Genomic DNA, 13428 nt, shown 5'->3' with positions numbered 1-13428 from the left:
AACCATGTTGACCGCAAAATATCTCAAACTGCCGCTGCTGCTCTCCCTGGCGCTCACCTTCGAATACGGCCATGCCCAAAGCACGCCGTTCAGCGGCCTCGTCTCGCCGACCGTGATGGGCCAGGGCTCAATGCAGGTGAGCACCAACGGCAATACTCGCACGCTGACGACGGCGCCAGGCACCATCATCAACTGGCAGCAGTTCTCCATCGCTGCCGGTGAAACTGTTCATTTCGCCCAGGCCAGTGCCGGCAGCGCCGTCCTCAACCGCGTCACTGGCACCAACGCCACCTCGCAGATTCGCGGCACATTGACCTCGAACGGGGTCGTCTTTCTGATCAATCCATCCGGTATCATTTTTCACAACGGCTCGCTGGTCAGCACAGCATCCTTCATCGCATCTACTCAGGACATTACCGACAGCGACTGGCGTACCGGCACCTACCGCTTCGCCGGTCCGGCCGTCCGTCCAAACGGCCAGACCAAGCCGATTACCGTGCATCCCGGCGCCCAGATCATCGCCACCGAAGCACTCAACGGCAATATCTGGCTGATCGGCGGCTACATCACCATCGGCGATCAGTTGGGGGGAAGCAACAGCACCAATCCTGTCACCCTGACCACGGGTAGCAACGGCACCCTCATCCTTGCTGCCGGCTCACGCGTCACAATAGAACCGGGCAGCGCCCCCAACGATACCCGCGTCAAGACGGAAACCGATATCGACGGCACCGAAACCGGCTACATGATCTGGAACAACCGCCAAAACGCCCAATCGAACATCAATCTCACGCCGGGCGCGGTCGTACTCGCCGAAAGCAATAGCCTAGCCGGCCTGAACGACAATAACTTTATTCACGGCACCGTCTACCGCAGCACAGGCACCAACGCCATCCTGGAAACCGACACGATACGCATCGCACCGCTTCCGGGCGTCCCCAACTACAACGGAGGTTCATCGGGTTTATCAGGCTCATCAGGCTCCGGCACAAGCACAACGCCAGGTTGGTCGTCTGCCGAGTTCAACAGCAGCTATGTCGGCAATCGTCCTCTGCTTGAGTCCACCGTTGGCGGCAACCAACGTCCTGTCGAGCAATATACCCAGGTCGGTATTACTGACAGCCTTTACACAGGCTGCGGGCCATCCTGCCAGTTCGGGATGACCAATCCCTGGCGACCGACCTCGGATTATCTGGCTTTTGAATATTCCGGCAGGCCACCGCTGAAGGCCAGCTATTCCTTCCTGAAAGCCGACGACATCAAATCTCCCGCTTCCTTGAGTCTCAGCATCGCGCCAGGCGAAAGCCCGTATCTGGTCAACAGCACAACAGTGGTCACTGCAAACGGCGCGATCAATCTTCCGGAAAACACGGTCGTCCGGATCGAATATGCCACCACCGCTCCGCAACCGAAGCTCGGCATCTGGGAACGCCTGATCCGCCCATTCACGCAAAGCTCAGGCTTCACCGTGGAAAATGGCGAAATGGATCCCGGGGTCAGGGGTTAACCAGATATCAGGATGAGTATTCCAAGCAATCAACCACATTCGAGACGAAGAAAATGCACAAGCCCCTCCCTCTACTTTCCCACTCCTTCTGGCATGGCACCGCACGATTGATTGCTACTCTCGCCATCGCTAGTCCACTCGCCGCCCAAGCCGCCTCCTCCATCGAAGAAAAGCTCTTCCTCGGAAAACTACTCAAGCACATCGCACCGCATGTGTGCAGCGTCAAAGACCCTTACGGCGAGGCCGGTGACGGCGGCGCCAAACCGACGAAAGTCGAGTTCCGGGATACAACCTTCCGCTGGGAAAACAAGGGTAGCGGCCGAATGTCGGTCGGAACGCTCGCGAAGTTCCACTTCCCGAGCGGCCACGAGGCGACCCACCAAGTTTTCGTAAGCATCCAACCCAAGGGCGGCATGTTCGCCGCCAAGGGGCCGTGGTACTTTGCCGGCGACCTAGACTACGACCTGAGTATCGGCAACAATCTGGGCGGCAAGGGTGCATCCTGTTATTGGATAACCGGCATGCGCGCTACGCACAAGAAGATTCCGCCGCTGGAGTTTAACGTGGGCTATAAGGAGTAAGCCGCTCCTGGCACCAAACCCACGGTCAACTGGAAACTCCAGCCAGAATCGAGATAAATAAAAAGGGCGCCGAAGCGCCCTTTTTTGCAATCTCAAACTGCTGATTAAGCAGCTGCGACCGGCTTTTCCTTGCGAACCAGCTTTTCCTTGATACGTGCAGACTTGCCCGAACGCTCACGGAGGTAGTACAGCTTGGCACGACGCACATCACCGCGACGCTTGACTTCGATCGAAGCAACCAGCGGGGAATAGGTCTGGAAAGTACGCTCGACGCCTTCACCGGAAGAAATCTTGCGGACGGTGAAACCGGAATTCAGACCACGGTTACGCTTGGCGATAACGACGCCTTCGTAAGCCTGCAGACGCTCGCGATTGCCTTCCTTGACCTTGACCTGCACAACGACGGTGTCGCCCGGTGCAAATTCAGGAATGGTCTTGCCCAGACGGGCGATTTCTTCTTGCTCGAGTTGTTGAATCAGGTTCATGTGAGATCCTTAAATTTTATAAACACTTACTCACCGCATTGCTCCTCTCCGGAAATTTCCGTGAGTAGTTGCGTTTCCTCCGCAGACAAGCTGCGGTGCGCCAGCAAATCCGGCCGGCGCTTCCGGGTCCGCGCCAACGACTGCTTGAGTCGCCAACGACGAATTTTTTTGTGGTCACCTGACAGCAAAATCTCCGGCACCGCCTCACCCTCATAGACCTCGGGGCGGGTGTAGTGCGGACAATCAAGCAAACCACCAACAAACGAATCTTCAACCGCCGAAGCAGCATCACCAAGCACTCCCGGCAACTGGCGGACAACGGCATCAATCAAGGCCATCGCCGGCAACTCGCCACCGGAAAGCACAAAATCTCCGATCGAAATTTCTTCATCAACGCAACGCTCGATCAGACGCTCGTCAATTCCTTCATAGCGGCCACAGAGAAGAATCACCCCTTCTCCGCCCTGCGCCAGCTGCATTACCCGCTCATGAGTAAGCGGAGCACCTTGCGGCGAGAGGTAAATAACCCGGCTTTTCGCCAGTCCTGCCTCCTGCTGCTGCGCTTTTGCAGCCATGATCGCTTTTTCCAGTGGCCCAGGCTGCATCACCATGCCAGGCCCGCCACCAAAGGGACGATCATCCACCCGTCGCCAGGCATTTTCGGCAAAATCACGAGGATTCCAGCCCTGCCATACCCAGCGCTGCTCTTCGAGCGCCCGACGGGTAATACCGCACTGCGTCACGGCAGCAAACATCTCCGGAAACAGCGTGATGCAATCAAACCGGATCACCAGTCGATGCCCCACTCCACCCGAACAATCCCTGCCTCTTTTTCAACGGCTAGAACCACCGCTGAAACGAACGGCAAAAGACGCTCTACCTCGTCATCACCGACAACGCGCAGAACGTCATTGGCACCGGTTTCAATCAGCCCGGCAACTTTACCGAGTGTTTCACCAGCACTATTCACCACTTCCAGGCCGATCAGATCGTCCCAGTAATACTCACCTTCTTCGGGAACCGGCAGTGCATCTTTCGGCGCACCAACCAGAACACCTTTCATGGATTCAGCGGCCGTACGATCGTTGACACCATCGAGCAGCACAACCAAACCATGACCGTGGACTTTTAGGCCTTTCAGCCCGCATTCGCGCCACGGCTCACCTTCCCTGCAGATCCACCAGACAGGCATTTCAGCCCAGTCCAGCGGGTCATCGCCAAAGGCATGCAGCTTGAGCCAGCCGCGAATTCCGTAGGGGTCGGCAAGCCGCCCCAGGACAACGATCTCGCTGCTGGTCAAAGCGGATACGACTTAAGCAGCCTGCTGGGCAGCGTGTTGCTTGACCAGACGGGCAACGGTCGGCGACAGCTGGGCGCCGTTTTGCTGCCAGTAGGACAGACGATCAACGGCAATACGCAGGGACTCTGCATTACCGGAGGCAACAGGGTTGTAGAAACCGATGCGCTCGACGAAACGGCCATCACGGCGGTTACGGGAGTCGGTCACGACCATGTTGTAGAAGGGACGCTTCTTGGCGCCGCCACGGGCAAGACGGATAACAACCATGGTAATTCTTTCGTTGCTTGAAAAAAGACCCGAGATTATAGCGCTTTATCAAGGAAAAACAAGCCACTTAGAATACTGTCCACGCATCGGAAAAATCACGCCGCCTGGCGCCCGACCAAAGGCAAAGCGAGGTTTTTTTGCTATTCTGCAGCGCACAATGAACAGCACACTGGAAAAATCCTTGCCCGTCACCGCTGAAGCCAACATCAAGAGCATTCTTGAATGGCTTGCGCTGGCGCACGGCCACCACGGCCCTGAGTACATCGATCAACTGCTGCGCCAGCTGCTCCTACTGCGCGAGACGCCTGTTCCCAACTCCCAGCGGACAAAATTACTTGACCTGCTTTACGCCCAGGCCGAACGGATTGTCTGTGCAGAATTGCCGCTATTGCACGAAGTGTCATTGCCGATTTCCCGGCGACTTCGTTTGCGTGTTCGACTCATCCTCGAGCTTCTTGAAATGCTCACCCAGGATTATTTCAACACGCTCTCCGAACTGTTCGACCCGCTGAGCAGCGCACCATCACGCTCGCCGCAAACCTCGCTACGCCGCGTCATGCATTGCATTGCATGGCAAATAAAGGTCAATCACCTGGTTGCCGCGCCAAGCTGCCTGGGTTTGTGGCAACAATTGCACGCAGCTTACGGCACGGCTCGCCGCCTTGGACTGGCCAACTCACCGGAAACATCCAGCACCCAGTCAATCGAGCGAATCTATCTTTCGATCCTGCTGGCAGCCATTGCCCAACCAGCATCGTTTTGCTCGGCCGAACTCGAGTTCATTGCCCAGTACATCGATCAAATCGACAAACTTCCAACACTATCGGACACGCCCCCCGAAGACAGCGAAAGTGTCTTCTGGATTGATCTCGACAAGGACATTCCTGCGCATGCGCTGATTCGTCGCTCGCCGGGCGCCGAAACCCAGGCCCTGTATTTCTCCTGCAGAGCCATCGCAGAACACGCACTCGCCCAGCGCAAAGAACTCAACAAGGGACGCACGACAGCCGAATTGGGCATTCCTGCTTTTGCCGAAAATCATGCCGGACGCGGCGTTCTGCTCCGACTGCATCACCTGTGGGGCCAACCGGCAAAACGACGCTTCCCGCGCCGCCGCCAATCCTACCGGGCAAATCTGTGCTCAGGCCTGGCACAACTCTGGTTACTGAGCAAAGCTCCAGCCAGCGCAATCGAACACAGCGAATGGATGGTCACCAACGAAAGTCCGGAAGGCTATGCGTTGATGCATATCGCCGGCGATACTGAAAACCTCAGGGTTGGCGACATTATTGCCCTGCAGTCCCAGGATGAAGCCTCTGACAACAATCAGGCTTGGCGGATATGCATTATTCGCTGGGCCATATCAGAGAATCCCGAGCACGTTGAACTGGGTCTGCAACTACTCGCATCCAGCGCAATTGCAGCGGAAATTTTCCTCCCCAAGACCCCCGATGCCGGCAAAATTGCGGCACTCATGCTGCCCGAGACGCCGCCACTGCGCCCTTACCCGGCACTTGTTGTGCCGACCGACACACTCAAGGAAAACTCTGAAAGCATCATCGTCCTGATTGAAAATGCGAATCTGGAAATCCGTCAGGTCCGCACCACCCACATCGATGAACAAACCAGCAGCATTGAGGTCTTCAGCGTTTTGCCGGACGACTCACAGTAGCCGCGATCAATCCGCCAAAAAGCACGACCGCCCATGAAAGATGCAGCCAGACTAGAAACACCGGGAATGCTGCAAATGCTCCGTATATGTTTTTGAGCATTGCCGAGCTACCGAGATAAAACTCGAATATCTTCTGCATGCCAGAAAATGCGAGCGCTGCAAAAACACCGCCACAAAACGCTGCACGCCGCGACACATCGGCATTCGGCACCGCGTAGTAGAGAAACGAAAAGAACAGGCCAAGCATCGCGACTGAAACACCTTTCAGTGCAACACGCCTCATCCAGGCCGGCTCATCGAACAAGCCCAGCGAACTGGTTACGGCAAAAGACACCGCCAGGGCGATCGCCCCAAGGATGAAAGGCCAGACAGCCATAACAAACGCATACAGGCGCAAGCGCGCCAAAAAGGGACGCGGCTCGACCAACCACAGATGATTGAAGGCGCGCTCTATCGTATTCATCAACAAAAATGCCGTAACGCCGAGGACAGCCAGGCCTGCCACGGTCAACTGCTGCGCCTTGTGCGAAAAGCTGCTGATACTACCGGCGATCGCCCCCGCCGCGCCTGCCGGCAACAAGGTCTCACGGATCAATAGATCAAGGCGCTTGGTCAACAGATCAAAATAGGGAATGGCACCGGCCACCGACAAAACGACGGTAACCAGCGGAACAAGCGCCATCAATGTCGTAAATGCGAGCGCCGAACTGGTCTGCAGCATGTTTTCATTCAGAAAACGCTGAAAGATACTGGCCGTCTTGCCTGGCCTGGCCTTGGTGCGGCGATAACGAGAGTGCGTCGGCATGGGGCCGTATAATAGCCCACCATGCAAGATATCCTCGTTCTCTATTACAGCCATCGCGGGTCGGTTCGCAGCCTGGCGGAACGCATTGCCTGCGGTATCGAATCGGTGCCCGGCATGCAGGCCCGACTACGCACCGTGCCGCGCGTTTCAACGGTCTGCGAAGTCAGTGAGGCAGCCATTCCCGAGAGTGGCGCCCCATACGTCGAAGCACGCGACATTGAAGAATGTGCCGGACTCGCCCTGGGCAGCCCGGTCCGTTTCGGTAACATGGCGGCCCCCATGAAATACTTCTGGGACGGCACGATTGCCGCTTGGCAAAATGGCTCACTGGCCGGCAAACCAGCCTGCGTATTTACCTCGAGCAGCAGCCAGCATGGGGGTAACGAAACAACACTGATCTCGATGATGCTGCCACTGCTTCATCACGGCATGCTGCTGATGGGATTGCCCTTCACCGAAACCGATCTTTCATCCACCACAAGTGGCGGAACGCCTTACGGCCCAAGCCATATCGCAGGCCACGACGGCAATCCGCGACTCTCCGAAACAGAAAGTCGCCTCGCCTTCGCCCAGGGAAAACGCCTGGCCATTCTTGTTCAAAAACTGAGTCGACCGTGACAGCATCCCGATATCAATTCATTGCCAGCACCAGCCTGATTGCCCTGATTTTTCTTTGTCTCGCCTGGGAAGCCTGGCTCGCACCACTCAAGCCGGGCGGTTCCTGGCTGATCCTCAAGGCCGTATTTCTTCTTGCGCCACTGTTCGGCATCCTGCGCGGCAAACGTTACACCTACAAATGGGTGTCGCTGTTCATCCAGTTCTACCTGCTGGAAGGACTGACCCGTTCAACCAGCGAACACGGCCTGTCGCAATGGCTGGCCGCTGGCGAGACAGTGCTGGCGCTCATCCTGTTCACATCGACCATTCTTTACATCCGCGCGACGCGCCCGGTCCTAGACGAAACAAAGGCCGCCCAGCAAAGCTGAAGCGGCCTTTGGCAGAGACTACAGGCGATCAGACGTCGCCCTGTGCCTTGACCTTGTCCAGCGTCGAATGCAGCTTGTTGAGTGCATTCAGGTAAGAACGGGCCGATGCAATCACGATATCCGTATCGGCACCATTGCCATTGACGATACGCCCGCCCTTGGCCAGGCGGGTCGTTACCTCGCCCTGCGCATCAGTCCCGGTCGTAATCGCATTGACCGAATAAAGCAGCAATTCGGCACCGCTGCCGACAATCCCCTCGATTGCCTTGAATGTCGCATCAACCGGCCCGCCACCATCGGCCTCACCTGACTGCTCGACACCGCCGACACTCATGATCACCTTGGCGTGAGGCATTTCACCGGTTTCGGAACAGACCTTGGAATAAAGCAGCTTGAAGTGCTCTTGCTCCGGAGCGACCACATCATCGGAAACCAGCGCATGCAAATCCTCATCGAAGATTTCATGCTTGCGGTCAGCCAGCTCCTTGAAGCGAGCAAAAGCCGCATTCAGCGCCTCATCCCCTTCAAGCTCAATCCCGAGCTCCAGCAGACGACTCTTGAAGGCATTGCGCCCGGAATGCTTGCCAAGAACAAGCTTGTTCTGCGTCCAACCCACGTCCTGCGCACGCATGATCTCGTAGGTTTCGCGATGCTTGAGTACGCCGTCCTGGTGAATGCCCGACTCATGCGCAAAGGCATTGGCACCGACGACCGCCTTGTTCGGCTGCACTGGATAGCCTGTAATCTGGGAAATGAGCTTCGAGGCAGGCACGATCTGGGTCGTCTCAATGCGCGTCTCAACGGGAAACACGTCGGCGCGCGTCCGCACGGCCATGACAATCTCTTCCAGCGCCGCATTCCCAGCTCGCTCGCCCAGACCATTGATCGTACATTCGACCTGCCTTGCACCGGCCAGCACGGCAGCCAGTGAGTTGGAAACGGCAAGCCCCAGATCGTTATGACAATGTACCGACCAGATCACCTTGTCAGAATTCGGCACCCGCTCAATCAGCTGACGCATTGTTTCAGCGTACTGAGAAGGGATGTTATAGCCAACGGTATCCGGCACATTGATCGTCGTGGCACCGGCCTTGATAACCGCATCGAAAATCCGGCACAGGAAATCAATGTCAGAACGCCCGGCATCCTCGGCGGAGAACTCGACATCGTCGGTATATTCCCGCGCCCAGGCAATCGATTTGACCGCCTGCTCGACGACCTGATCGGGCGTCATGCGCAGCTTCTTTTCCATGTGGATCGGCGAGGTGGCGATAAAGGTATGAATCCGGCCGGAATTGGCTGGCTTGATCGCTTCACCGGCACGGTGAATATCGTTTTCATTGGCCCGCGCCAACGAACAGATGGTTGAATCCTTGATCGCCTGGGCGATCGCATGAATGGAATCGAAATCACCAGGCGATGCGGCAGCAAAACCTGCCTCGATCACATCAACCCGCATTTTTTCAAGCTGGCGGGCAACGCGCAGCTTCTCTTCCTTGGTCATCGACGCACCGGGGCTCTGCTCGCCGTCGCGCAAGGTCGTATCAAAAATTACCAGATGCTGCTTCATGTTTTGCTCCGACAAGTCAGGCAGTCTTGCGCTTGAACAAACTCAGCGCGGCCAGCACGTAGCCAGACAGACCGTAAAGTACAAAGAAACCGAACAAGGCGATCTCAGGACTATAGGCAACCAGAGCGAAGCCGAGAGCAATTGCTGCAATCACAAAAAACGGCACACTCTTTTTCAGATTGACGTCCTTGAAACTGTAATAACGGACATTCGACACCATGGTCACACCGGCAAAAATGGTCAAACCACACGCCAGTGCACGCACGTCGCTACCTGCAACACCCGTTGTAATCATCACCCAGACCAGGCCGGCAACCAGTGCCGCAGCTGCCGGCGATGGCAACCCCTGAAAGTAACGCTTGTCCATCACCTCAAGGGTCGTATTGAAGCGTGCCAGACGCAAGGCCGCACCGGCGCAGTAAATGAAGGCAGCAATCCAGCCAAGGCGGCCGAGATCACGCAAAGCCCACTCGTAAACGACCAAGGCAGGCGCTGCACCAAAGCTGACCATATCGGAAAGAGAGTCATACTCGGCACCAAAAGCAGACTGGGTGTTGGTCATGCGAGCTACCCGCCCGTCAAGCCCGTCAAGCACCATGGCAATGAAAATCGCCATGGCTGCACGCTCGAAATCTCCCTGCATCGCCTGAACGATGGCAAAGAAACCAGCAAAGAGCGCTGCAGTCGTAAATAGATTGGGCAGCACATAAATGCCACGCCGTTTGAGTTCGGGATTGAACAGGGCTTTACGGGGCTTGAGTTCGGTCATTGATCACTAAAATCCAGCCAAATGGGGAATTGAAGAATACACCCAATCACCCAAGGCTCTTTCCGGAAATAACAAGGGCGGTGCGGAAAACCACACCGCCCGAAAGCGAAGACCGGGTCAGGCAAAAGCGCACTGCCCCGGCGAGCTGACAACCAGATTAGTTCTTGGTCTGGTCAACCAGCTTGTTCTTCTTGATCCACGGCATCATGTCGCGCAGCTGGCCGCCAACCGTTTCGATCGGATGCACGGCATTCAGGCGACGACGAGCCGTCATGCTCGGGTAGTTGGTACGACCTTCGAGGATGAACATCTTGGCGTATTCGCCGGTCTGAATGCGCTTCAGAGCATTACGCATAGCAGCACGGGACTCTTCGTTGATGACTTCCGGACCGGTCACGTACTCACCGTACTCGGCGTTGTTCGAGATCGAGTAGTTCATGTTGGCGATGCCGCCTTCGTACATCAGGTCGACAATCAGCTTCAGCTCGTGCAGACACTCGAAGTAGGCCATTTCCGGCGCGTAGCCAGCTTCGGTCAGGGTTTCAAAGCCCATCTTGACCAGTTCAACAGCACCGCCGCACAGAACAGCCTGTTCGCCGAACAGGTCGGTTTCGGTTTCTTCGCGGAAATTGGTTTCGATCACGCCACCCTTGGTGCCGCCATTGGCAGCAGCGTAGGACAGAGCGATATCCTTGGCCTTACCGGACTTATCCTGGTAAATGGCGATCAGGGAAGGCACGCCGCCACCCTTCAGGTACTCGGAACGCACGGTGTGGCCTGGACCCTTCGGGGCAACCATGATCACGTCGAGGTCGGCACGCGGCACAACCTGGTTGTAATGCACATTGAAGCCGTGAGCGAAAGCCAGGGTAGCGCCCTGCTTGATGTTCGGCTCGACGTCGTTCTTGTAAACCTCAGGAATGTTCTCGTCCGGCAACAGAATCATGACCACATCGGCAGCAGCAACAGCGGCAGCGACTTCGGCAACCTTGAGGCCAGCGCCTTCGGCCTTGGACCAGGAAGCACCGCTCTTGCGCAGACCAACCGTCACATTGACGCCGGAGTCGCGCAGATTCTGGGCGTGGGCATGGCCTTGGGAACCGTAGCCAACGATGGTGACGTTCTTGCCCTTGATGAGGGAGAGATCGGCGTCCTTGTCGTAATAAACTTTCATGAAATCCTCTTTATAAATAAATAGTTAGATCTTGAGAATACGATCGCCACGACCAATGCCACAGACACCGGTACGGACGGTTTCGAGAATCAGGCCGGCATCAAGCGCGGCGATGAAGGAATCGAGCTTGGAGCTTGCCCCGGTCAACTCGATAACATAGGTCGATTCCGTAACATCGATGATGCGGCCACGGAAAATATCGGCCATACGCTTCATCTCTTCGCGGTCCTTGCCGGTTGCACGAACCTTGATCAACATCAGTTCGCGCTCGACGTGAGCAGCTTCGGAGAGATCGACCACCTTGACGACATCAACCAGCTTGTTGAGCTGCTTGGTGATCTGCTCGAGCACTTCGTCGGAGCCCGAGGTCAGGATAGTCATCCGGGACAGCGAGGGATCTTCCGTCGGTGCCACGGTCAGCGATTCAATGTTGTAACCACGTGCAGAAAACAGGCCTGCAACGCGGGAAAGAGCACCTGACTCGTTTTCGATCAGGATGGAAATGATGTGTTTCAACATGTTTTTTTCCTTCCCCGCTTACAGATCTTCAGCGAGGATCATTTCGGTCAGGCCCTTGCCGGCAGCCACCATCGGGAAAACATTAGCCCCCGAATCGATGATGAAGTCGAGGAAAACCAGGTCATCCTTGTGTTCAACAAAAGCCTTGCGCAGTGCCGGTTCGACATCCTCTGGACGCTCGACCTTGATGCCGACGTGACCGTAGGACTCGGCCAGCTTGACGAAATCAGGCAGCGAGGTGACATAGGACTGGGAGTAGCGCTTGGAATAGAACATCTCCTGCCACTGACGCACCATGCCGAGCATGCCGTTATTCAGATTGATGATCTTGATCGGGAAACCATATTGCTTGCAGGTCGAGAGTTCCTGGATACACATCTGGATCGAGCCCTCGCCCGTCACACAGGCAACCTGCGCATCCGGATTGGCCATCAGCACGCCCATGCCGTACGGCAGGCCGACGCCCATGGTACCCAGGCCACCCGAGTTGATCCAGCGGCGTGGCTGGTCGAACTTGTAGTACTGCGCGGCAAACATCTGGTGCTGACCAACGTCGGAAGTGATGAAGGCCTTGCCCTCGGTCACTTCGTAGAGTTTTTCGATGACGAATTGCGGCATGATGTTGCCCGTCTGCTTGTAACGCAACGAGTCGCGGCCACGCCAGCCGTCGATCTGCTTCCACCAGTCCGCCACTTCAGGATTGGTTTTGAAGCTGCCATCCATCAACTTGAGAATTTCGTCGAGTACATCGGAAACATTGCCAACAATCGGCACATCGACCTTGACCCGCTTGGAAATCGACGACGGATCGATATCGATGTGAATGACGCGACGCTTTTCTTCGCCAAAGTGTTCCGGATTACCGATCACGCGGTCGTCGAAACGAGCACCGACGGCGAGAATCACGTCGGAATAATGCATTGCGTTATTGGCTTCGAAGGTACCGTGCATGCCGAGCATGCCGACGAACTGCTTGTCGGTTGCCGGATAACCGCCCAGACCCATCAAGGTGTTGGTCACCGGGAAGTTCAGCTTGCGGGCCAGTTCGGTGAGCTTTTCAGCCGCATCGGACAGAATGACACCGCCGCCGGTGTAAATGATCGGGCGCTTGGCTTCCTGCAGAATCTGGACAGCCTTCTTGATCTGGCCGAGATGGCCCTTGACGACCGGATTGTACGAGCGCATCTGGATCGACTTCGGATAGTCGAACTCGAACATCTGGGCCGTAATATCCTTGGGGATATCAACGACAACAGGGCCCGGACGACCGGTAGCGGCGATATGAAATGCCTTCTTGATCGTTACCGCCAGATCCTTGACATCCTTGACCAGGAAGTTGTGCTTGACGCAAGGCCGGGTAATACCGACGGTGTCGCACTCCTGGAAGGCGTCCTGACCGATGTACTGGGTCGGCACCTGGCCACACAGCACAACCATCGGAATCGAATCCATATACGCGGTCGCAATCCCCGTCACCGTGTTGGTTACACCAGGACCTGAAGTCACCAGCGCCACACCGACTTTCTGTGAGGAACGCGAATAGGCATCAGCCGCGTGCACGGCCGCCTGCTCATGGCGGACGAGAATGTGCTTGACCTGATCCTGCTTGAAAAGTGCATCGTAAATGTGCAAAACGGAACCACCCGGGTAACCGAAGACACAATCGACCTTTTCTTCCTGCAGGCACCTGATTACAATTTCTGCACCGCTGATCATCATTCTTGAGCCCAAAAAAGCTGTTGCCTAAAAGGGCGTAACCTTAATCGACCGCCCCTTTTCGGTCAAGGTTTGGC

General features: G+C 56.3%; 15 protein-coding genes. 5 read left to right on the top strand and 10 right to left on the bottom strand.

Translation table 11 applies throughout. The features are described from left to right. Positions 1-4: 4 nt before the first annotated feature. Together GBK02_RS06900 and GBK02_RS06895 are read left to right on the top strand one after the other, a co-directional pair. Positions 5-1507, top strand: a complete 1503-nt coding sequence (locus tag GBK02_RS06900; protein WP_203468994.1) for a filamentous hemagglutinin N-terminal domain-containing protein — start codon at positions 5-7, stop codon at positions 1505-1507. A gap of 53 nt (positions 1508-1560) precedes the next feature. Then, positions 1561-2088, top strand: a complete 528-nt coding sequence (locus GBK02_RS06895; protein ID WP_203468993.1) for a hypothetical protein — start codon at positions 1561-1563, stop codon at positions 2086-2088. A 104-nt stretch (positions 2089-2192) separates the two neighbouring features. Here GBK02_RS06895 and rplS read toward each other — a convergent pair whose 3' ends face one another. Genes rplS through rpsP form a run of 4 tightly spaced genes read right to left on the bottom strand, consistent with a single transcriptional unit; the run spans position 2193 to position 4140 of the window. Next, the gene (gene rplS / locus GBK02_RS06890; protein WP_203468992.1) at positions 2193-2573 is read right to left on the bottom strand and encodes a 50S ribosomal protein L19; all 381 of its coding nucleotides are present in this window, start codon (positions 2571-2573) and stop codon (positions 2193-2195) included. A gap of 26 nt (positions 2574-2599) precedes the next feature. Continuing rightward, positions 2600-3364, bottom strand: a complete 765-nt coding sequence (trmD, locus tag GBK02_RS06885) for a tRNA (guanosine(37)-N1)-methyltransferase TrmD (protein WP_203468991.1) — start codon at positions 3362-3364, stop codon at positions 2600-2602. Beyond that, on the bottom strand, positions 3361-3873 hold the full coding sequence (rimM, locus tag GBK02_RS06880) for a ribosome maturation factor RimM (protein ID WP_239003202.1): 513 nt from the start codon (positions 3871-3873) through the stop codon (positions 3361-3363). Before rimM ends, trmD begins: the two co-directional genes overlap by 4 nt. 12 nt (positions 3874-3885) lie before the next feature. Continuing rightward, complete coding sequence (gene rpsP, locus GBK02_RS06875; protein WP_203468990.1) at positions 3886-4140, bottom strand: 30S ribosomal protein S16; 255 nt, start codon at positions 4138-4140, stop codon at positions 3886-3888. Here rpsP and GBK02_RS06870 point away from each other — a divergent pair. Then, positions 4139-5812 (top strand): hypothetical protein, encoded by a 1674-nt coding sequence (locus tag GBK02_RS06870; protein WP_203468989.1) that lies wholly within the window; start codon positions 4139-4141, stop codon positions 5810-5812. The genes rpsP and GBK02_RS06870 overlap by 2 nt on opposite strands. On the opposite strand, the gene GBK02_RS06865 is transcribed toward GBK02_RS06870, so the two are convergent. Next, on the bottom strand, positions 5784-6617 hold the full coding sequence (locus tag GBK02_RS06865; RefSeq protein ID WP_203468988.1) for a YihY family inner membrane protein: 834 nt from the start codon (positions 6615-6617) through the stop codon (positions 5784-5786). The two genes, GBK02_RS06870 and GBK02_RS06865, sit on opposite strands and share 29 nt — an antisense overlap. Positions 6618-6638: 21 nt before the next feature. Between GBK02_RS06865 and wrbA the strand changes: the two genes are divergently transcribed. Together wrbA and GBK02_RS06855 are read left to right on the top strand one after the other, a co-directional pair. Beyond that, positions 6639-7235 carry an NAD(P)H:quinone oxidoreductase gene (wrbA, locus tag GBK02_RS06860; protein ID WP_203468987.1) on the top strand — a complete coding sequence of 199 codons (597 nt, stop codon included), beginning with the start codon at positions 6639-6641 and terminating at the stop codon, positions 7233-7235. Next, positions 7232-7603 (top strand): DUF2069 domain-containing protein, encoded by a 372-nt coding sequence (locus tag GBK02_RS06855; RefSeq protein ID WP_203468986.1) that lies wholly within the window; start codon positions 7232-7234, stop codon positions 7601-7603. The genes wrbA and GBK02_RS06855 overlap by 4 nt, the downstream gene beginning before the upstream one ends. 28 nt (positions 7604-7631) lie before the next feature. Here the strand turns inward: GBK02_RS06855 and GBK02_RS06850 are convergent, their stop codons facing one another. The 5 genes from GBK02_RS06850 to ilvB form a co-directional block, all read right to left on the bottom strand. Continuing rightward, positions 7632-9173, bottom strand: a complete 1542-nt coding sequence (locus GBK02_RS06850) for a 2-isopropylmalate synthase (RefSeq protein ID WP_203468985.1) — start codon at positions 9171-9173, stop codon at positions 7632-7634. A gap of 16 nt (positions 9174-9189) precedes the next feature. Further along, a complete protein-coding gene (gene pssA, locus GBK02_RS06845; RefSeq protein WP_203468984.1) occupies positions 9190-9942 on the bottom strand; it encodes a CDP-diacylglycerol--serine O-phosphatidyltransferase in 753 nt (250 codons plus the stop codon). A 157-nt stretch (positions 9943-10099) separates the two neighbouring features. Continuing rightward, complete coding sequence (ilvC, locus tag GBK02_RS06840) at positions 10100-11116, bottom strand: ketol-acid reductoisomerase (protein WP_203468983.1); 1017 nt, start codon at positions 11114-11116, stop codon at positions 10100-10102. Positions 11117-11140: 24 nt separating this feature from the next. Then, entirely contained in the window at positions 11141-11632 is a 492-nt protein-coding gene (ilvN, locus tag GBK02_RS06835) for an acetolactate synthase small subunit (protein WP_203469324.1), read from the bottom strand. Between the two features lie 21 nt (positions 11633-11653). Beyond that, positions 11654-13354, bottom strand: coding sequence for a biosynthetic-type acetolactate synthase large subunit (gene ilvB, locus GBK02_RS06830; protein WP_203468982.1), 1701 nt, complete (start codon positions 13352-13354; stop codon positions 11654-11656). Between the last annotated feature and the right edge of the window lie 74 nt (positions 13355-13428).

Source organism: Dechloromonas sp. TW-R-39-2 (assembly GCF_016864195.1).
Lineage (GTDB): Bacteria > Pseudomonadota > Gammaproteobacteria > Burkholderiales > Rhodocyclaceae > Azonexus.
The sequence above is the reverse complement of the archived record's forward strand: the minus strand, read 5'-3'. Positions and strand labels throughout refer to the sequence as shown.